Genomic DNA, 18,297 nt, shown 5'->3' on the forward strand with positions numbered 1-18,297 from the left:
TGCGTGCCGAAGATTAGAGCGACGTTCTATCTGAGAGAGCTGGGCCAGTGATCTACTGGTGCACTCTCATGCATTCCGTGTTTAGAGTGTCGCTCTAACTTCAGTGAAGCGGAGGAGGGCCCCGCGGCATGAGACTGACTCCCACGGAGCGTGACCGGCTGCTGCTCTTCGGAGCCGCTGAGCTGGCCCGCGCCCGCCGCGCGCGGGGCCTGCGGCTCAACGTGCCGGAGGCGACCGCGCTGATAGCGGACACCGTCTGTGAGGCCGCCCGCGACGGTGCCCGGCTCGCGGAGGCCGTCGAGCGCGCCAGATCCGTGCTCGGCCCGGACGACGTACTGCCGGGTGTCGCGGACATCGTGACCGAGGTGCAGGTCGAGGCGGTCTTCGACGACGGATCGCGGCTCGCGGTCGTCAGCGACCCGATCGGCGGGAGTCTCGGCGGGCGGGCTCCGGGCGCGCTGCTGCCGGGACCCGAGCACACCGAGCCCGAGGCGAGCGTCCGGCTGGCGGTCACCAACACCGCCGCCGTGCCGGTCTCCGTCACCTCCCACTTCCACTTCTTCGAGGCCAACCCCCGGCTCGACTTCGCACGGGAGAGGGCCTACGGGATGCGGCTCGCCGTACCCGCTGGGTCGTCTGTGCGGTTCGGGCCGGGGGAGAGCCTCGAGGTCGGGCTGGTGCCCATCGGGGGCGACCGGATCGCCATCGGCTTCGCCGGTCTCGTCGACGGGGCACTGGACGCGCCGGGTGCTCGCGAGGAGGCACTGCGCCGCGCCGCCGCCTGCGGCTATCTCGGCGTACCGCGGACACCTGGACAGGAGGTCGAGCGATGAGCCGCCCAGGAGGCCACCCCGCCGAGGCCCGCCGCCTCAGCCCGTACGAGTACGCCGCCACCCACGGCCCGCGCGCGGGCGACCGGATCCGGCTGGGCGACTCCGGCCTGACGATCCGCGTCGAGTCCGACTCGCAGCGCTACGGTGACGAGTTCCTCGCCGGGTTCGGCAAGACCGCCCGGGACGGACTGCACCTCAAGGCGGCGGCCGTCCGGGACACCTGTGACGTGGTCATCAGCAACGTCGTCGTGATCGACGCGGTGCTGGGCATCCGCAAGGTCTCCATCGGCATCAGGGAAGGCCGCATCTGCTCGGTCGGGCGGGCCGGGAACCCCGACACCCTCGACGGGGTCGACGTCGTCGTGGGCACCGGGACCTCGATCGTGTCCGGCGAGGGGCTCATCGCGACCGCCGGAGCCGTCGACACCCACGTCCACCTGCTGTCGCCACGGATCATGGAAGCCTCACTCGCCTCCGGTGTCACCACGATCATCGGGCAGGAGTTCGGCCCCGTGTGGGGCGTCGGGGTCAACTCGCCCTGGGCGCTGCGGCACGCGTTCGACGCCTTCGACGCCTGGCCGGTCAACATCGGTTTCCTCGGGCGGGGTTCGTCCTCGCATGAAGCGCCCCTGATCGAGGCCCTCGCCGAGGGCGGCGCGTCCGGCTTCAAGGTGCACGAGGACATGGGCGCCCACACACGTGCCCTGGACACCGCCTTGCGTGTCGCCGAGGAACACGACGTGCAAGTTGCCCTGCACAGCGACGGGTTGAACGAATGCCTGTCGGTCGAGGACACCCTGCGCGTGCTGGAGGGCCGGACCGTCCACGCCTTCCACATCGAGGGCTGCGGCGGCGGACACGTCCCGAACGTGCTGAAGATGGCCGGCGTCCCGAACGTCATCGGCTCCTCCACCAACCCCACCCTCCCCTTCGGCCGGGACGCCGTCGCCGAGCACTACGACATGATCGTCTCCGCCCACGGCCTCAAGACCGACCTGCCCGGCGACGCCGCCATGGCCCGCGACCGCATCCGTGCCGGGACCATGGGCGCCGAGGACGTGCTGCACGACCTGGGCGCGATCGGCATCACCTCGTCGGACGCGCAGGGGATGGGGCGGGCCGGTGAGACCGTCCGCCGTACGTTCGCGATGGCCGGGAAGATGAAGGCCGAGTTCGGCGCACCCGACGACCACGACAACGAGCGCGTCCTGCGCTACCTGGCCAAGCTGACGATCAACCCGGCCGTCGCGCACGGCCTCGCCCACGAGGTGGGCTCGATCGAGGTCGGCAAGCTCGCCGACATCGTGCTGTGGCGGCCGCAGTACTTCGGCGCCAAGCCGCAGCTGGTGCTCAAGGCCGGCTTCCCGGCGTACGGCGTGGTCGGTGACCCCAATGCCGCGACCGACGCCTGCGAACCCCTCGTCCTCGGCCCGCAGTTCGGGGCCCACGGCGCCACACCCGCCGACATCTCGGTCGCCTTCGTCGCCCAGGCGGCCCTCGACCAGGGAGGCGACTCGATGCCGACCCGGCGCCGCAGGGTCGCCGTACGGGGCACGCGCGGCATCGGGCCGGCCGACCTGCGCCTCAACTCCCGTACCGGAGCGGTCGACGTGGACCAGCGCACGGGGCTGGTCACGCTCGACGGAGAGCCGCTGCGCTCCGAACCGGCCGATTCCGTCTCCCTCAACCGCCTGTATTTCCTCTGAATGCCACAGCCTGTGAGGATCACTCATGTCTGCTGCCGCCGACGGCTTCCGCATGCCCGCCGAGTGGGCACCGCACGAACGCACCTGGATGGCGTGGCCGGTCCCGAACCCGACCTTCGACGACCCCGAGGGCCTCGCCACCGCGCGCCTCGCCTGGGCCTCGGTCGCCCGCGCGGTGCGCCGCTTCGAGCCGGTGACGATGGTGTGCGGCCCCGGACAGTCGGCCGAGGCGCGCGCTCTGCTCGGGCCCGGCATCGACACGGTCGAGCGGGACCTCGACGACGCCTGGATGCGCGACATCGGGCCCACGTTCCTCACCGACGGCGCCGGTGAACTCGCAGCCGTGGACTGGACGTTCAACGGCTGGGGTGCCCAGGACTGGGCGCGCTGGGAGCACGACGCGAAGATCGCCGTGTACGTCTCCGACCTCGCGGGCTCGGTGAAGACGTACACCTCAAAGCTCGTCAACGAAGGCGGTGCCATCCACGTCGACGGCGAGGGCACGGTCCTGCTGACGGAGACGGTCCAGCTCGGGCCGGAACGCAACCCGCACTGGACCCGTGAGCAGGTGGAGGCCGAGATCCACGCCCACCTCGGCACCCGAAAGGCGATCTGGCTGCCGCGCGGCCTCACCGGCGACTACCCCCCGCACGGCTTCGGAACCCTCGGCCATGTGGACATCGTCGCCGCGTTCGCCCGTCCCGGTGTGGTCGTGGCCCACGTCCAGCCGGACCCGGCACACCCCGATCACGAGGTGACGCGGGAGGTCGTCGGCCTGCTGAAGGCGCAGACCGACGCGCGCGGCCGCCGCCTGGAGGTCGTCGAGGTGCCCGCTCCGACCGTCCTGGAGGCCGACGGCCGCTGGGCCGACTACTCCTACATCAACCACTATCTCTGCAACGGCGGCGTCGTCCTGTGCGGCTTCGACGACCCCCGGGACGAGACCGCCGCCGACATCTTCCGCCGGCTGTTCCCGCAACGGACGGTGACACTGGTGGACGCGCGGGCGGTCTTCGCGGGCGGCGGCGGCATCCACTGCATCACACAGCAGCAGCCGAGGGCCGTGGTCAGGTAGAACGTACCGGTGAACGTACTGCTCTGCGCCACCTGCGGAACACGGCTGACCGCGCCGGTCCGGCAACTCGACGAGATGCCCGAGTACCCCGGGTGGGACGGCCTTCCGGGCCCCGACGGCCGACGGCACGGCCCGCCGAGCGTTCCGTGCGGGACGTACGTCGTCGACCCGCTCCCGTTCGGGGCGCCGTTCGGGCCGGTCGGTCCCGACGAGGAGTACGACGGGATCGTGCCCGGCGGCACGTGGAAGTCCGACGAGGTCGCGATCGTCGCCGCCGACTGCACGAGCGGCTACGAGACCCGGCTCGTCCCCGGCGCCGTACGGGTGGAGGACGCCGAGTGAACACCCGCCGCCGGACCCCCGCCCCGCCCCGCGAGGACGTCCTCGCCAGCGCCATGGCGATGATCGCCGAGCGCGGTCTGGAGAAGCTCACCATGGCGGCGCTCGGCCATGAGGTCGGGATGAGCAGCGGCCATCTCCTCTACTACTTCCGCTCCAAGGACGAACTGTTGCTCCAGACCCTGGAATGGAGCGAGGGCAGGCTCGGTGCCGAGCGCGGCCGGCTGCTGACCCGCACCACCTCCGCACGCGAGCGGCTTGACGCGTACGTCGACCTGTACGTGCCCGACGGCCACCGGGACCCGCACTGGACCCTGTGGCTGGAGGTCTGGAACCGCTCGCAGAACGCCGACGACGCGGCCCGCGACCGCCAGGCCGCGATCGAGGGCGTCTGGCACCGCGACCTGGTGGCACTGCTGGCGGAGGGTGTGTCGAGGGGGGAGTTCCGACGGGTCGATCCGGACCGTTTCGGCGCCCGGCTGCGGGCGCTGCTCGACGGGTTCTCCATCCAGGTGGCGATCGGGCTGCGGGGTACGGACCGGGCGCACGTCATCCGCCACGTAAGGGAGTTCCTGGACGACAGCCTCCTCACGTCCTCCTGAGCCTGCGTCCGGGTCGTACGCGCAGGTCGTGCGCGCAGGTCGTGCGCGCAGGTCGTGCGCGCAGGTTGTACGCGCAGGTCGTGCGCGACACCGCGGATCCACCGTGCAGCGCTCGCGGGAGCGCACACACGCGATTCGCTCGATTCCATCGTCATCGCACTTGAATCGAGCGCATGGATCCGTCATTGTGCTTGATACAAGCGCAACGCTTGCTGTTCACGCAGGGGAGAGGTATCGCATGGACGACATCGACCGGGCCATCCTGCGGGAGTTGCAGGTCGACGGCCGGATCCCCTACGCCGAACTGGGTCCCAAGGTGGGATTGTCACCCTCGGCGGCGAGGCTGCGGCTGCAGCGGCTGATCGACACCAAGGCGGTCCAGGTCGTCGGAGTGACCGACCCGATGACCATGGGCCGGCAGACGATGGCACTCCTGGGCCTGCGCATCGACGGCGATCCCAGGGCGGTCGCCGAAGAACTGTCCCGGCACGACGAGGTCGTGTACACGGTCCTGACAGCCGGCGGCTTCGACCTGTTCGCGGAGGTGGTGTGCCCCCAGCCCCGGGATCTTCTGGACTTCATCAACGACGTCGTGCGGCCCGTCGAGGGTGTCGTATCCGTGGCGAACTTCCCCTACTTCGGGATTCACACGCACCGCTTCCTGTGGCACGTCGACTGAGGATGTCGACCGAGGCGTCCGAGGGCCGCGACCCGCATCGTGGCGCAAGCGATCGAGGGGCACGGGTTTCGGTACGAGGCCGCCGACGGTCCCCGTAGGCACGGCACCCCAGGAGACCGCTCGGACGAGTCGAGCACTGGCCCTGACGGAGCCTCTGCCCCCGACCTCCGGATTCCGGTGCCTTGAACGGCTGCACCACCTGGTGGAACACCAACCTGTCCGAGCGTCCGAGCCCTGTTCGCCCACACCAGCCGAGGAACCCGCATGCTGCCCGACGAGTACCGCACGATCGACTTCTTCGCCGAGGACGCCCTTCCCGCACCCCGCATGACGCCGGCCGAGGCCGAGCTCATCGCCGCCGAACACCTCGGTGTCACCGCTCGCGCGCAGGCGGTGGGCAGCCAGCAGGACGCCAACTTCCTGCTGCTCGCCGACGACGGGACGCCCGCGACGATCCTGAAGATCGCCAACCCTGCCTTCTCCACGGTGGAGATCGACGCCCAGGACGCGGCAGCCGACCTGATCGCCTCGGCCTGTCCGGAACTGCGCGTCGCCACCGTCCTGCGCCGCCCCGACGGCTCCCCGCTGCGCACGACGGTGGACACCGAGAACGGTCCGGCCGTCGCACGCCTGCTGCGCCACCTGCCCGGCGGCACGCTCTCGGGACCACGGCACCTCTCACCCGGCACCGTGGCGCGCATGGGCACGATCGTCGGAAAGGTCAGCACGGCCCTGCGCGACTTCCGGCACCCGGGCCTCGACCGCGTGCTCCAGTGGGATCCGCAGCACGCCGATCGCGTCGTCGCCAAGCTCGCCCGGCACATCGGCGAACCCGACCGGCGCGCCGCCGTGCGGACCGCGACCGCCGAGGCCTGGGCGCACGTCCGGAAGCTCGCCGCCGCGCTGCCGTCGCAGGCCGTGCACCTGGACCTCACCGACGACAATCTGATCCGCTGCCTCGACAGCCGTCCGCCCATGCCTGACGGGATCATCGACTTCGGCGACGTGACCACGAGCTGGGCGGTCGGCGAACTCGCCGTGTCACTGTCCTCGATGCTCCACCACGACGGCGTCGAGCCTCACCACGTGCTGCCGGCCGTCCGCGCCTTCCACGCCGTTCGGCCGCTCTCCCCCGAGGAGGCCGAGGCGGTGTGGCCGCTCGTGGTCCTGCGCGCCGCCATCCTGGTGGCCAGCGGGCGGCACCAGGCCGCCGTCGACGAGGACAACTCCTACGCCACGGACGCCCTCGACCACGAGTGGCGCATATTCGAGCAGGCCACCCGGACGCCCCTGCCGGTGATGAGCCACCTCATCCGGGAGGCGACCGGCATGACCGACGTGCCTGCCCGGACCGCGCAGGCCGACGTCCCGGCGCACCCGCTCATGCGGGACCTCGCCGCCCACGACATCACCCTCCTCGACCTGTCCGCCGAAGCCGATTCCATGGACCACGGAGCCTGGACCGACGCCGGCACCGAGGCCCGGCTGGTGACGTCCGCGCTCGCGGACGGAGCGGCCGCCGTCGCCACCCGGTACGCCCACGCGCGACTCGCCGAGACACCGGCACTGTCGGCGGAGTCCCCCGCCACGGTGCCCACCGGGATCGACCTCTGGCTCGGCCGGGACGCCGTGGTCCAGGCGCCCGCCGCGGGGAAGGTCCTCGCCGCGACGCCGGGACACGTGGAACTCACCTACGGCGCGCAGGCGCTGTCGTTGTCCTTCTCCCGCGAGATCCAGCCCGTGGCCACCGGCGCGACGGTGCGGGCGGGCGAGGACATCGCCCACCTCCGCTCCGGTGCCTCCCTCCACATCGCGCTGCGCGACCCCGAGGGCCCCGCCGCACCGCGCCTGGTCCGTCCCGAGTACGCCGCCGGCTGGCTCGCGCTCACCGCCGACCCCGCCCCGCTCCTCGGTCTTCCCGCCGAATCCGACCGTGCGAGCGAGGGGCACCTGCTCGACCGGCGTGCCGCCGCCTTCGCCACCGTGCAGGAGCACTACTACGCCAACCCCCCGCGTATCGAACGTGGTTGGCGCCACCATCTGCTGTCCGCCGACGGCCGGTCCTACCTCGACATCGTCAACAACGTCACCCCGCTCGGCCACGCCCACCCCCGCGTCGAGCGGGCGGTCTCCCGGCAGTTGCGGCGGCTCAACACCAACTCGCGCTTCCACTACGCCTCCGTGGTGGAGTTCAGCGAGCGCCTCGCCGCCCTCCTCCCCGATCCTCTGGACACGGTGTTCCTCGTCAACTCCGGTTCGGAGGCGGTGGATCTGGGCCTTCGCCTGGCCGTCGGGGCCTCCGGAAGGCCCGACGTCGTCGCGCTGCGCGAGGCGTACCACGGCTGGACGTACGCCTCCGACGCGGTCTCCACCTCGCTCCAGGACAACCCGAACGCCCTGGCCACCCGACCGAGCTGGGTGCACACCGTGGACTCGCCCAACTCCTACCGCGGCCGCCACCGCGGGCCGGACGCCGTGCGCTACGCACCCGAGGCCGTCGCGGTGATCGACGCACTGGCCGCCGCCGGCCGCCCGGCGGGAGCGTTCATCGGCGAGACCTTCTACGGCAACGCCGGAGGAGTCGCACTTCCCGACGGCTATCTCGCCCAGGTGTACGCGGCCGTACGGCGCCACGGCGGCCTGGCCGTCGCCGACGAGGTCCAGGTCGGATACGGCCGCCTGGGACACTGGTTCTGGGGCTTCGAACAGCAGCAGGTCGTGCCCGACATCGTCTGTGTCGCCAAGGCCATGGGCAACGGACACCCCCTCGGCGCCGTCATCACCTCCAGGGCGGTCGCGGACCGCTACCGCGACCAGGGCTACTTCTTCTCCTCCACCGGCGGCAGCCCCGTCTCCAGCGTCGTGGGCCTCACCGTCCTGGACACCCTGCGCGACGAGGACCTCCAGGGCAACGCGGTGCGGGTCGGCGGCCATCTGAAGAAGCGGCTGGAGGCGCTCGCCGACCGCCACGACATCATCGGTGCCGTCCACGGCTCGGGCCTCTACCTCGGCCTCGAGCTCGTCCGGGACCGCGTCGGCCTGGAACCCGCCACAGAGGAGACCGCCGACCTCTGCGACCGCATGCTCGACCTCGGCGTGATCGTCCAGCCCACCGGGGACCACCTCAACATCCTCAAGATCAAGCCACCGCTGTGCATCGACACCACCGCGGCCGACTTCTTCGCCGACATGCTCGACCTGGCCCTCACCCAACTCTGACGAGGACCCTCACGCCGGGGTGCCGTCGATCAGTTCCGGGCCGGCCGGCCCGCCGCCGAGCCGATCGACTCCACCAACGGCGACAGCCGGTACGGCACCCGCTCCCGCAACGCCACCTCCGTACGGGTGCGCACCACACCCGGCAGACTGATCAGCGCCTGGATGACGTCCTCCAGATGCGCGTTGTCCCGCGCCACTACCCTGGTCAGGAGATCACCACCGCCCGTGATCGAGAATGCCTCGATGATCTCCGGTACGGCCGCCAGCGCGTCACCCACGTCGTCCAGGTGCCCCTGCGTGACCTCGATGTGCACGAAGGCCAGCACCGGGTGGCCGAGCGCGGCGGGGGAGAGCGAGGGACCCGTGCCGGTGATCACACCGTCCCGCTCCAGCCGGTCGAGACGGGCCTGGAGCGTGCCCCGGGCGATGCCGAGGACACGGGCGTACTCCCGCACGCTGGTGCGCGGCTGCTCCAGCAGCAGCCGCAGGATGCGGGTGTCGAGTTCGTCCACGGCCATGGTCCACCGGCCTCCCTGCGTCGTACGTGATCATGAGAACTGTACCGATGGCCCAGTGAACCCCACCTCGCCCGGACCACCGCAACCACAAGGTCCGCGGCTCGCCATGCCGATGATCCGTTGGCCCACCGACGGCCCACCGCGATCCTCCCGCGCTGTACCAATGGCTCAGCCGTGAGAGGCCCTGTTGAGCCATCGGGGCCCGGGATGGTACCTCTGCCGTATCCACGTAACTCAGGGCGCCGTGCGGTGCCGGAGCGGCGACGAAGCCGGATCCGGAGCGCGGCGCCTTCGCCGTGCCCGCCCTCCGCCGGAGACCCCGGCCCTGCCGCGGGCGGGGCGGGCACCACGGCAAGGGGGCGGCACACGGTCATGAAGAGGATGTTCACGGCTCCCGATCCGGGGCTCCTGAGGCTGCGCAACGCACTGCGCGCCGTCATCGGCGTGGGCGCCGCCGTCGCCGCGTCCGAACTGTGCGGTCTCCCGCTCCCCGCGTCGATCACCGGCGGCCTCGCGGCCCTGCTCGCCCTGTTCACCGTCACCGACGCGAGCGTCCCCGCCCAGCGGATCACCACCGCGCTCCTGCCGGTGGCCGGATACCCCGTCCTCGCTCTGGCCGCCGTCCTGCACGACGTCACGGCCGCCCGGGACGCGGCGTTCGTGGCCACCGTCCTCTGCGGTGTCTACGCCCGCCGCTGGGGGCCGCGCGGTCAGGCGCTCGGGATCTTCGCGTTCATGAGCTACTTCGTGGCGCAGTTCCTGCACACCGTCCCCGCGGACCTGCCCGGGCTGTACGCCGCCATGACCCTCGCGCTGCTCGTCGCGGGCGTGGTGCGCTTCGTGCTGTGGCCGGTCGAGCGTGCCCTCCCGCCCGTCGCGCTCCCCGCCGGGCCGCCCGGGACGGGGCTCGCGCGCCCGACCACCCGGCAGGCGTGCCAGGCCGCGGTCGCCTGCGGCCTGGCCCTGCTCCTCGGACAGTTCCTCTCCGAGGACCGCTGGTACTGGGCCGTCGGCACCGCCTGGTGGATCTTCGTCAACACCGCCTCCCGCGGCGAGACCCTGGTCCGAGGCTTCCGCCGCGTCCTCGGCACCGTGATCGGCGTCGCCGTCGGCCTGCTCGTCGCCGTCCCGCTGGACGGGGCACCCGTGCCGTCGGCCGCGCTCGTCGCGGTCTGCGTCTTCGGGATCTTCTACACGGCGGCGGTCTCGTACTCCTGGATGATGCTCGCCGTCACCGTCATGGTCAGCCTCCTCTACGGCCTGCTCGGCGTGCTGGACGCCGGTCTGCTCGCGCTGCGTCTCGTCGAGACGGGGGTGGGCGCGGTGTGCGCCATGCTGGCCGTGGTCCTCGTCCTGCCGGTGACGACGCACGCGACCAACGACGCCTGGATCCAGCGGGCGCTGCACTGTGTGCACGCCGCCGCGGTCGCCACCGCCGCACGGCTGGAGGGCGTCCCCGGGGCCGACCCGGCTCCCCACGCCGCCGAGCTGGAACTGCTGTTCGGTCGGGCGAGGATGGCGCTCGCTCCGCTGGTGCATCCCCTGAACCCCTACCGCGCCCGCAAGGCTCGTGCCCGCGCGGCCCTCCGGCTCCTCGACGACTGCGTGGGCGAGGTACGTGCCCTGGTCTCCGCCACCGCCGACCCGGCCGGTTCGCGCGAGGCCGGCCTGATCGCCGCCTGCTGGCGCGTGAAGGCCGCGGTGGAGGCCCTGACCACCCCCGGAGGGCACGCGTCCGCCCACGGGGCGAAGGCTGCGGTCTCCCCGGCGGAGGCCGGGACCGCCCTGGTGCACCTGCACAACCTGGAGAAGGCGCTGTCGGACCTGGCGATGCCGCTCGGAGCGGCCGCGGGCTCTCGCCCGGCCGCCCCCTGACCGACAGGCCTGCACGGGAAACCGCCGCGCCCCTGTAGTGGCGCGGGGAACTGCGCGAGAAGCCCCCGGCCCGCGGACGAACTCGAAGCGAGCGGCGCCGACGGGGCGCAGCCCCGAGGCGGCTACGGGCAGGGGTGCCCCCGCGCGTCGTGGGCGTCGCGCACGGTGGAGCCCACGACATGGTGGGCGTCGCGCACGGTGGAGCCTAGGACGACTTCAGGGCGCACGCGGCAGATCACGCGCCACCCCAGGGATTTTGGTCTAGACCTACTGCTAGGGTCGCCCCGCACACCGGACGAGCGGGAGGGGACGGCAGTGACGACGAGAGTGGGCGCGGACGGGGGCACGGACGGCGGCTCGACGGACGCGAGCCCGGCGGACGGGTCGCGACGGCGGGCGTACATCGGGTCGTTCACGTCGGCGGGAGGCCCCGGTGTCCTCGTCGCCGAGGTAGACGACGACAGCGGGGCGCTTAGCGTCGTGGGCGGCGCGGACGACGTTCCCGACCCGAGCTACCTGGCCCTCGCGCCGGACGGGCGCACGCTCTACTCGGTCAGCGAGCGCTCCGAGGGAGCGGTGGCCGCCTATCGGGTGACGGGCGACAAGCCCGAGTTGACCGGGCCCCCGGTGGCGGTCGGGGACGGCCCCACCCACCTCTCCCTGTTCGCCGGTCACGTCCTGACCGCCGACTACGGCTCCGGCAGTGTCACCGCCGTCCCGCTGCACCCCGACGGCACCCTCGCGTCCCCCGCCTCCGGGATCCTCCGGCGCACCGGGGCCGCCACCGGGCCTAGCGGTCGACGAAAGCCACGCGCCCACCAGGTGGTGCCCGAGCCGTCCGGTCGCCGGTTCCTCGCCGTGGACCTCGGCACGGACTCGGTTCGGGTGTGCGCGCTGCGGGACGGCGTCCCCGTCGCGCACCACGAGACGGCGCTGCGGCCGGACTCCGGGCCGCGCCACCTCGCCCTCCACCCGGGCGGACCGAACGGATCGTACGTCTATGTGCTGAACGAACTGACGCCCACGGTGACCGTGTGCCGCTGGAACGACCCTGACGGCCCGCTGGAGCCGCTGGGGGAGACCCCGGTGCTCTCGCACGCCCCGGAGGGCGACGCGTACCCCTCGGGCCTCGCCGTGTCCCCTGACGGCCGCTTCGTGTGGACGGCCACCCGCGGCACGGACGTGCTGTCCGTGCTGGCCGTCGAGGGCGACGGACTGCGCCTGGTCACGACCGTGGACTGCGGCGGCCGCTGGCCCCGCGCCCTCACCTACGCGGCAGGCACGCTGTACGTGGCCAACGAGCGCTCCGGCGACGTCACCTGGTTCACGGTCGACCCGCACACCGGCCTGCCGGTGCGGGCCGGCTCGATCGAGGTGCCCGCGGCCTCCTGCGTCGTCCTGGGCACCCTCTAGCCCCAGCGAGATCGCGCGGACCACCGGGGCGCACGCCGGGACGCCGCGCGCGGTACGCGTACGGCCGAGGGCCCGCTCCTGCGAGAGGAGCGGGCCCTCGGCCGTACGGCTCGCGGTGCGGGCGGGCCGGACTCAGCGGACCGGCATGCCCTGCGGCTGCTGCGGCGCGATGCCGAGCGCGGTCGTGTACTTGCCGAGCGCCAGCTTGCCGATCGCCGGGTAGGGGCCGAGCGCCTCGGCGGCGGAGCACCCCGCCTCGTTCGCGGCCGCCTCGATCAGACCGGCGTCGATCTCCGGCCCTATCAGGTACGGGGCTAGCGCCAGCTGCTGCGAGCCCGAGGAACGCAGCTGCTCGGCCACGGAGGTGATGGAGCCCTCCTGGTCGAGCGCGGCGGCCATCACCGGCACGGCGAGGCGCGCGGCCAGCAGCATGCCCGTGATCCCGGCGGCCTGCACCGCTTCCTCGCCGCCCACGGTGGCGAGGACGATGCCGTCCGCGGCGGTGGCGACGGTGAACAGCCGAGCCCGGTCGGCACGTGCCAGTCCCGCCTCGGACAGGCGCACGTGCAGCGCCTCGGCGAGCAGCGGGTGCGGACCGAGGACGTCCGTCAGCTCGGCCGCGATACGGCTCTCCATGACCGCCTGGCGGACCTGGCGGAGCGTGGCGCTGTCCGGACCGGCCAGCAGGGGCACGACGACGGCGACGGGGCCGTCCGGCTCCTTGACGTCCAGACCGGCGGCGCGCGCCTGCTCGTAGCGGGCGGTGCGCTCCTCGGCGGCGTGCGTGAGCACCGACTGCAGCGTGGGGAACTCGTCGGCGCCACCGTCGACGTAACCGATGCGGGCGTCGAGGCCGGGCAGCTCGGAGCGCGCGATGCTCACGACCTCCTCGGCGAGGCTGCGCGTGGCGGCGCTGGGCGTGCCCGGCACCGCGAGGACGAGCGCGGGCGCGCCCTCGGGAGCCGCCAGCGGCTCGGGACGGCGGTGCCGCCCGGGCTGGCGGGGTCGCGGCATTCGTACAGGCAGGCCGGACGCGGGCCCAGTGGGGGAGCTCATGGCGCCGCATGTTACTGGCTTCTTGGGCTCCCCTGTTCGGGGAGGGTGCAGGTGAGCGGTATCCGTCCTGATTTGTCTGATGAGTTACGTGCCGATCAGGACCGATCGATACCGCATTCATCTGCTGAGCGGTGCACTTGGGTGACCCCGACCACGCTTGTCCGACAGGCTGGATTGCTCCCTGTTTCAGGTACTATTTTTCGGCCACCACGTACAACATCCGCTCGTCGTAAGGCAAGCCGGGCTCACCGACCGCCGACGCGGCGGCGATGCGCACCGCACCGACGAGCGGATCCCCCTCCGCCGGCACCAGCGGCGCGTGCGGCAGCCGCGCGGCCAACTCCGCCTCCAGCGGGAACAGCAGCGGGGCGCCCAGCTTGAACAGACCGCCGGTCAGGGCCACTCGGGGCCCGCCGGAGGCCGGGCAGACGGCGGCCGCGGCGTCGGCCATGTGCCGGGCCGCCTCACGCAGGACGGCCGCCGCGACCGGGTCGTCCCCGGCGCAGGCGGCCACCTCGGGCGCGAACGACGCGAGGACCGCCGGACGGTCGGCCCTCGGGTAGATCCGGCCGGGAATGCCGGCCGGCGGGCCGAACGCCTTCTCCGCGCGCGCCAGCAGCCGGGCCGAACCGCCGTCCCGCCCGTCGTGCGCCCGCATCGCCGCCTCCAGCCCGGCGCGCCCGATCCACGCGCCGCCGCCGCAGTCCCCGAGGAGATGGCCCCAGCCGTCCGCCCGACGCCACGCGGTCAGATCCGTACCGATCGCGATCAGCCCCGTACCGGCGGCGATCACCGCGCCCGGCCGCGCCCCGAGGGCGCCGATGTACGCGGCGACCGCGTCGGCCACCAGCGCGACCCGGCGCACCCCCCACGCGCGCGCCAGCGCGGACGGCAGCTCGGCGCGCAGCCGCTCGCCGAGCGACGCGAACCCGGTGGCTCCGACGGCCACCGCCACCGGCCGCGCGCACCCGGCGTCGGTGAGCAACCGCTCCGCCATCGGCAGCAGCAGCTCCAGCAGATGATCGGCGTCGATACCGCCCGCGCCGGTCCGCACCGCCTCCCCGCACACCGCCGGCTCCCCGATCACCTCGGTGCCCCGGGCCAGCACCGCCCGCAGCCCGGAGCCTCCGGAGTCCACCGCGAGCACGACGGGGGCCGGGACCTCCGGGGGCCGGGAGGGCACGGAGCCGCCGGTCACGGCAGACGCCGGTCCAGGGGAGCGCCGCCCTGGCGGACCGGGCGGTCGTCGGCGTGGCTGAAGGGCCGGGAGCCGAAGAAGCCACATTCGGCGGACATGGGGGAGGGGTGCGCGGACCCCTCCCAGCCCTTGCCCCGACGCTCGGCCGGCTTGCGCGGAGCGGTGGTCGGCGCACTGTCGAGCACTGGCACGCCCCGGCCGGAGGCGTCGTGACCGTGACGGAGTGGGCTGATCACCCGTGGCAACGGGCTCCCCTTCCTTCCCGGTGACCGGCTACGAGAGTTGCTGCACCGGCTCGATGACCTTGTTGAGGAGGAAGAGTAGCGGTGTACGTGGCGTCCATGTGCGGTGGCTTCCGTGTGTGCGGGGTGTCGGTGTGTGCCACTAGGGTGACGCCCTGTGGCACGACGACCGTTGCATGAACTTGTGGAAGCGGGCTGGGCTAAGGCTCTGGACCCTGTGGCTGAACGTATCGCCGTGATGGGGGACTTCCTGCGGGCCGAGATAGCGGCCGGCCGGACATACCTTCCGTCCGGGGCGAATGTCCTGCGGGCGTTCCAGCAGCCCTTTGATGACGTGCGCGTCTTGATCGTGGGTCAGGATCCCTACCCGACGCCGGGGATGGCGATCGGCTTGAGTTTCGCTGTTTCGCCTGAGGTGCGGTCGTTGCCGGGCAGCCTGGAGAACATCTTCCGGGAGATGCACTCCGACCTCGGACTGCCCAGGCCGTCGAACGGCGATCTGACTCCGTGGACGCAGCAGGGGGTGCTGCTGCTCAACCGAGCGCTGACCACCGCTCCGCGCAAGCCGGCCGCGCATCGGGGCAAGGGTTGGGAGGAGGTCACCGAGCAGGCGATCCGGGCCCTGGCGGCGCGCGGCAAGCCGCTGGTGTCCATCCTGTGGGGTCGTGACGCCCGCAATCTGCGGCCGTTGCTGGGCGATCTCCCGGCGATCGAGTCGGCTCATCCGTCGCCGATGTCGGCAGACCGGGGCTTTTTCGGCTCCCGCCCGTTCAGCCGGGCCAACGATCTACTGCTGCGGCAGGGTGCACAGCCGGTGGACTGGCGACTGCCGTAGCGCATAGTGCGCGGTGATGGCTTGTTGGAGAGCGGTGGCCCACTGCCGGGGCTGCCGGGCTCTCGCTGGTTACGCTTCTGGTTGAGCGAGAGTCTTCACCACTGTGCTTCAGAGGGCCGTCGACGTGAACCGCTCCGGGTCTGGTGGAGGCTCGATTCCCTGAGGGGATCGAGTCATGGCACGTCCGTCCCCCTACCCTGCTGAGCTTCGCGAGCCTGCGGTGCGTATGGTCGCGGAAATTCGCCCGCACTACCCGACCGAGTGGGCCGCGACGAAGGCGGTCGCGGCCAAGCTGGGGATCGGCGCGGCCGAGACGGTGCGGACCTGGGTCCGCAAGGCCGAGGTGGACGCCGGCCAGCGGCCCGGAATCACCTCCGAGGAGGCCGCGGAGATCAAGCGGCTGCGGGCCGAGAACACCGAACTGCGGCAGGTGAACGAGATCTTGAAGGCGGCCTCGGCTTTCTTCGCGGCCGAGTTCGACCGGCCGTCGAAGCGCTCATAGCGGGCATCGACGCACACCGCCAGGTCTGCGGAGTCCGGAATGTGTGGCCGCAACTGCACCGCGAAGGCATACCGGTGGCCCGCTGCACCGTCGCCCGGCTGATGCGCGACCTCGGACTTGAGGGCGCCCGACGCGGGAAGAAGATCCGCCACCACCATCCGGGACGGCGGACAGGAGCGGGCCGGTGACCTGCTCGGGCGCGACTTCACCGCGTCCCGTCCGTACGGGCGGTGGGTGGCTGACTTCACCTATGTCGCCACCTGGTCCGGAATCGTCCACGTCGCGTTCGTCGTGGACGTGTTCTCCCGGGCGATCGTGGGCTGGTCCGCCGCCACTATCAGCGCCCACCCCGCGCACGGCACGGTGGCCGAGCCATGGACGCGGCCGGACCGCAGGTCTGGGAGGACATGACCGTCGAGGTCGCACTGTCCGTGATGGCCGCCGCCCGTACGGGGCACCTGGTCGTCTGCGACGAGGACGGTCTGTGCACCGGCCTGGTCACCCGGGCCAGGCTCACGGCCGTTCGTGACGGCTCCGGATGCACGGACAGGATCCGCTTGCGTGACATCGCCGACGTCATCGGGCCTTTTGCCTCGCCGCTGACCACGAGGGCCGAAGCCGAGCGGGTGATGCGCTGTCGCCGGCTCGGGGCCCTGCCCGTGGTCGACGGACACGGCAGCGCTGTGGGCATCCTCGCCCCGACCCGCTGAACCGCTTCATGGCCGTCGGCCCCGTCCCTCCTCCCCCCTGTGAGGCATCATGCGCGCTGTGTCATCGCCCGCTTTCCGTTCGACCTGACCAAGAGCGGCGTGCTGGAATCGATGAAGGGCGTCAAGCCCGAACCGGTCACCGGCGAGTTTGTGATCATCGGACGACGACACTCTCCCGTCAAGCCGGTCGGCCAGGCCATCACCCGCCAGGACCGCCGCGATTTCAGCGCCGGCGAAGCCCTCCGGGCCATGTCCCGGCTCGGCTTCACCTGTCGCGCCCTCCCCGAGGTCGCACCCACGCGCATCGAAACCCGTTGCAGCAAGGCTTCCACCATGCTCGGCACCCCCCCTGTCCGTCTGACCGACGGGACAGGCACGAGCCGAACAGAGCGGTGATGGGGGCCCTGTCGGCGCGCCGACAGGGCCCCCGCTGCGTGCCGTGTCGCTCTCGAAGCGGCGAAACGGGTCAGTGGGTCAGTGGTCGGAGTAGCTGAAGTCGCCTACGGTCCAGGCATTCACGTCCTCGATCGCGACGCGGTACATCCCCCCGTCTCCGGGATCCCCACCGTGCCCTGCAAGATCCGGGCGACATGAAAGTGCAGATGCGTGGGCGGCCCGTCCTTTTGCGCAGGGGCGTCGAAGACAGAGGAGAACTCGCCCAGATCGGTGGAGTCTGTCAGAACCTCCGACACCCTCTGCCTCCACACGGCTTCGGGCGCCAGCCGACCGGTGATGACAGCACCACCGGTCACCACGGTCAGGGACATCCGATTGCTCTGCCCGGACTCCACACGGGCGGCGATGTCAATGATCAGCTCGTCAGGCTTCGGCATGGGACCGGATTCTATGCACCGGCCCGTCCGGGTGGGCCTGGTGGTGGGGCTACCGGGCAAGACGGGCGCGCACGGCTCCCCCGGTGCCGCAACACAGGTCAGCGATCCGGCGCACCTTCGGTGCGCGCCGGGGGCGTGGTAATGGCGTTGTGCGCGCCGGGGGTGCTTCTGTCTGCCCTGACGTGGGCTGATGGGGGCAGGGGACGCTGAGTTGGTTCGTTCCGGCCGAAAGCGAAGCCTCTGTGATGCCGATGAGCTCGCAGGTCAGCATGGGCTGGCCAAGCGCAGGCTCCGCAACAAGATCCCCGAACTGACCGAGGCCATGAACGGGCGCTTCCGCGAGCATCACGCGTTCCTCACCCGCCTGCATCTAGACCAGTACGACCAGCTCACCGCCACGATCGGGCAACTGGACGAGCGGATCGAGGAGGCGATGGCCCCCTGTCGAGGCGCCCTGGACCTGCTCGACACCTTCCCCGCGATCAACCAGGCAGGCGCCGAAGTGATCATCGCTTAGACCGCCGCGTCGGCGGATCGTCCAGTCCATCGGCTGCTGCCTGAGGTGAGTGTGCCCGCGGGTATCAGCGGGCCCTCACATCCGCTCGTGGGCGTGCCGTGGCGCGCAGGGATGGTTCATGTGTCCCAGCGGTTGCACTGGCATC

19 protein-coding genes and 2 pseudogenes are annotated in these 18,297 nt (G+C 72.0%); 16 read left to right on the forward strand and 5 right to left on the reverse strand.

All coding sequences use genetic code 11. The features are described from left to right. Positions 1 to 128: 128 nt before the first annotated feature. From ureA to GWK25_RS20560, 7 genes are all read left to right on the forward strand, one after another. Complete coding sequence (gene ureA, locus GWK25_RS20530; RefSeq protein WP_215451998.1) at positions 129 to 833, forward strand: urease subunit gamma; 705 nt, start codon at positions 129 to 131, stop codon at positions 831 to 833. Then, positions 830 to 2,539, forward strand: coding sequence for an urease subunit alpha (locus GWK25_RS20535; protein ID WP_215451999.1), 1,710 nt, complete (start codon positions 830 to 832; stop codon positions 2,537 to 2,539). The genes ureA and GWK25_RS20535 overlap by 4 nt, the downstream gene beginning before the upstream one ends. 25 nt (positions 2,540 to 2,564) lie before the next feature. Further along, entirely contained in the window at positions 2,565 to 3,614 is a 1,050-nt protein-coding gene (locus tag GWK25_RS20540; RefSeq protein WP_215452000.1) for an agmatine/peptidylarginine deiminase, read from the forward strand. Between the two features lie 9 nt (positions 3,615 to 3,623). Continuing rightward, complete coding sequence (locus tag GWK25_RS20545; protein WP_215452001.1) at positions 3,624 to 3,956, forward strand: hypothetical protein; 333 nt, start codon at positions 3,624 to 3,626, stop codon at positions 3,954 to 3,956. Positions 3,957 to 4,009: 53 nt separating this feature from the next. Continuing rightward, entirely contained in the window at positions 4,010 to 4,555 is a 546-nt protein-coding gene (locus tag GWK25_RS20550; RefSeq protein ID WP_251829996.1) for a TetR/AcrR family transcriptional regulator, read from the forward strand. A gap of 238 nt (positions 4,556 to 4,793) precedes the next feature. Then, on the forward strand, positions 4,794 to 5,234 hold the full coding sequence (locus tag GWK25_RS20555; protein ID WP_215452003.1) for an Lrp/AsnC family transcriptional regulator: 441 nt from the start codon (positions 4,794 to 4,796) through the stop codon (positions 5,232 to 5,234). A gap of 264 nt (positions 5,235 to 5,498) precedes the next feature. Beyond that, on the forward strand, positions 5,499 to 8,453 hold the full coding sequence (locus tag GWK25_RS20560) for an aminotransferase (RefSeq protein WP_215452004.1): 2,955 nt from the start codon (positions 5,499 to 5,501) through the stop codon (positions 8,451 to 8,453). Positions 8,454 to 8,482: 29 nt separating this feature from the next. Here the strand turns inward: GWK25_RS20560 and GWK25_RS20565 are convergent, their stop codons facing one another. Further along, positions 8,483 to 8,971 carry an Lrp/AsnC family transcriptional regulator gene (locus GWK25_RS20565; protein ID WP_215452005.1) on the reverse strand — a complete coding sequence of 163 codons (489 nt, stop codon included), beginning with the start codon at positions 8,969 to 8,971 and terminating at the stop codon, positions 8,483 to 8,485. A 381-nt stretch (positions 8,972 to 9,352) separates the two neighbouring features. Here GWK25_RS20565 and GWK25_RS20570 point away from each other — a divergent pair, with 381 nt between their 5' ends. Both GWK25_RS20570 and GWK25_RS20575 read left to right on the forward strand, forming a co-directional pair. Continuing rightward, a complete protein-coding gene (locus tag GWK25_RS20570) occupies positions 9,353 to 10,846 on the forward strand; it encodes an FUSC family protein (RefSeq protein WP_215457477.1) in 1,494 nt (497 codons plus the stop codon). Positions 10,847 to 11,173: 327 nt separating this feature from the next. Next, complete coding sequence (locus GWK25_RS20575; protein WP_215457478.1) at positions 11,174 to 12,259, forward strand: lactonase family protein; 1,086 nt, start codon at positions 11,174 to 11,176, stop codon at positions 12,257 to 12,259. 132 nt (positions 12,260 to 12,391) lie between these two features. On the opposite strand, the gene GWK25_RS20580 is transcribed toward GWK25_RS20575, so the two are convergent. The 3 genes and pseudogenes from GWK25_RS20580 to GWK25_RS20590 form a co-directional block, all read right to left on the reverse strand. Continuing rightward, complete coding sequence (locus GWK25_RS20580) at positions 12,392 to 13,315, reverse strand: sirohydrochlorin chelatase (RefSeq protein ID WP_215452006.1); 924 nt, start codon at positions 13,313 to 13,315, stop codon at positions 12,392 to 12,394. A 193-nt stretch (positions 13,316 to 13,508) separates the two neighbouring features. Next, entirely contained in the window at positions 13,509 to 14,513 is a 1,005-nt protein-coding gene (locus GWK25_RS20585; protein WP_308404273.1) for a BadF/BadG/BcrA/BcrD ATPase family protein, read from the reverse strand. Next, positions 14,510 to 14,710, reverse strand: a pseudogene (locus GWK25_RS20590) (uracil-DNA glycosylase); the annotation flags it as partial. The gene GWK25_RS20585 and the pseudogene GWK25_RS20590, both read right to left, overlap by 4 nt. A gap of 202 nt (positions 14,711 to 14,912) precedes the next feature. Here GWK25_RS20590 and GWK25_RS20595 point away from each other — a divergent pair. The 6 genes from GWK25_RS20595 (at position 14,913) to GWK25_RS20620 (ending at position 17,198) form a co-directional block, all read left to right on the forward strand. Continuing rightward, entirely contained in the window at positions 14,913 to 15,590 is a 678-nt protein-coding gene (locus GWK25_RS20595) for a uracil-DNA glycosylase (protein WP_215452008.1), read from the forward strand. Positions 15,591 to 15,816: 226 nt separating this feature from the next. Next, positions 15,817 to 16,092 carry a hypothetical protein gene (locus tag GWK25_RS20600; protein WP_215452009.1) on the forward strand — a complete coding sequence of 92 codons (276 nt, stop codon included), beginning with the start codon at positions 15,817 to 15,819 and terminating at the stop codon, positions 16,090 to 16,092. A gap of 41 nt (positions 16,093 to 16,133) precedes the next feature. Further along, complete coding sequence (locus GWK25_RS44780) at positions 16,134 to 16,280, forward strand: IS3 family transposase (protein ID WP_215452010.1); 147 nt, start codon at positions 16,134 to 16,136, stop codon at positions 16,278 to 16,280. Continuing rightward, positions 16,210 to 16,503, forward strand: coding sequence for a DDE-type integrase/transposase/recombinase (locus GWK25_RS44785; RefSeq protein ID WP_215457973.1), 294 nt, complete (start codon positions 16,210 to 16,212; stop codon positions 16,501 to 16,503). The genes GWK25_RS44780 and GWK25_RS44785 overlap by 71 nt, the downstream gene beginning before the upstream one ends. Continuing rightward, positions 16,467 to 16,802, forward strand: coding sequence for a CBS domain-containing protein (locus tag GWK25_RS20615; RefSeq protein ID WP_215452011.1), 336 nt, complete (start codon positions 16,467 to 16,469; stop codon positions 16,800 to 16,802). Before GWK25_RS44785 ends, GWK25_RS20615 begins: the two co-directional genes overlap by 37 nt. Positions 16,803 to 16,841: 39 nt before the next feature. After that, entirely contained in the window at positions 16,842 to 17,198 is a 357-nt protein-coding gene (locus GWK25_RS20620) for an SCO5918 family protein (protein WP_215452012.1), read from the forward strand. A gap of 78 nt (positions 17,199 to 17,276) precedes the next feature. Here the strand turns inward: GWK25_RS20620 and GWK25_RS20625 are convergent. After that, a pseudogene (locus GWK25_RS20625) lies at positions 17,277 to 17,635 on the reverse strand (hypothetical protein). Between the two features lie 190 nt (positions 17,636 to 17,825). Between GWK25_RS20625 and GWK25_RS20630 the strand changes: the two are divergent. Next, positions 17,826 to 18,152 carry a hypothetical protein gene (locus tag GWK25_RS20630; RefSeq protein ID WP_215452013.1) on the forward strand — a complete coding sequence of 109 codons (327 nt, stop codon included), beginning with the start codon at positions 17,826 to 17,828 and terminating at the stop codon, positions 18,150 to 18,152. Positions 18,153 to 18,297 lie beyond the last annotated feature (145 nt).

Source organism: Streptomyces sp. ATCC 21386 (assembly GCF_018728545.1).
Taxonomy (GTDB): Bacteria; Actinomycetota; Actinomycetes; order Streptomycetales; family Streptomycetaceae; genus Streptomyces.

What these genes read in the sequence shown, in the direction of transcription:
- ureA (WP_215451998.1), top strand. Translation starts at nt 129, where the DNA reads ATGAGACTGACTCCCACGGAGCGTGACCGGCTGCTGCTCTTCGGAGCC.
- GWK25_RS20535 (WP_215451999.1), top strand. Translation starts at nt 830, where the DNA reads ATGAGCCGCCCAGGAGGCCACCCCGCCGAGGCCCGCCGCCTCAGCCCG.
- GWK25_RS20540 (WP_215452000.1), top strand. Translation starts at nt 2,565, where the DNA reads ATGTCTGCTGCCGCCGACGGCTTCCGCATGCCCGCCGAGTGGGCACCG.
- GWK25_RS20550 (WP_251829996.1), top strand. Translation starts at nt 4,010, where the DNA reads ATGGCGATGATCGCCGAGCGCGGTCTGGAGAAGCTCACCATGGCGGCG.
- GWK25_RS20555 (WP_215452003.1), top strand. Translation starts at nt 4,794, where the DNA reads ATGGACGACATCGACCGGGCCATCCTGCGGGAGTTGCAGGTCGACGGC.
- GWK25_RS20560 (WP_215452004.1), top strand. Translation starts at nt 5,499, where the DNA reads ATGCTGCCCGACGAGTACCGCACGATCGACTTCTTCGCCGAGGACGCC.
- GWK25_RS20565 (WP_215452005.1), bottom strand. Translation starts at nt 8,971, where the DNA reads ATGGCCGTGGACGAACTCGACACCCGCATCCTGCGGCTGCTGCTGGAG.
- GWK25_RS20570 (WP_215457477.1), top strand. Translation starts at nt 9,353, where the DNA reads ATGTTCACGGCTCCCGATCCGGGGCTCCTGAGGCTGCGCAACGCACTG.
- GWK25_RS20580 (WP_215452006.1), bottom strand. Translation starts at nt 13,315, where the DNA reads ATGAGCTCCCCCACTGGGCCCGCGTCCGGCCTGCCTGTACGAATGCCG.
- GWK25_RS20600 (WP_215452009.1), top strand. Translation starts at nt 15,817, where the DNA reads ATGGTCGCGGAAATTCGCCCGCACTACCCGACCGAGTGGGCCGCGACG.
- GWK25_RS20615 (WP_215452011.1), top strand. Translation starts at nt 16,467, where the DNA reads ATGGACGCGGCCGGACCGCAGGTCTGGGAGGACATGACCGTCGAGGTC.
- GWK25_RS20630 (WP_215452013.1), top strand. Translation starts at nt 17,826, where the DNA reads ATGGGGGCAGGGGACGCTGAGTTGGTTCGTTCCGGCCGAAAGCGAAGC.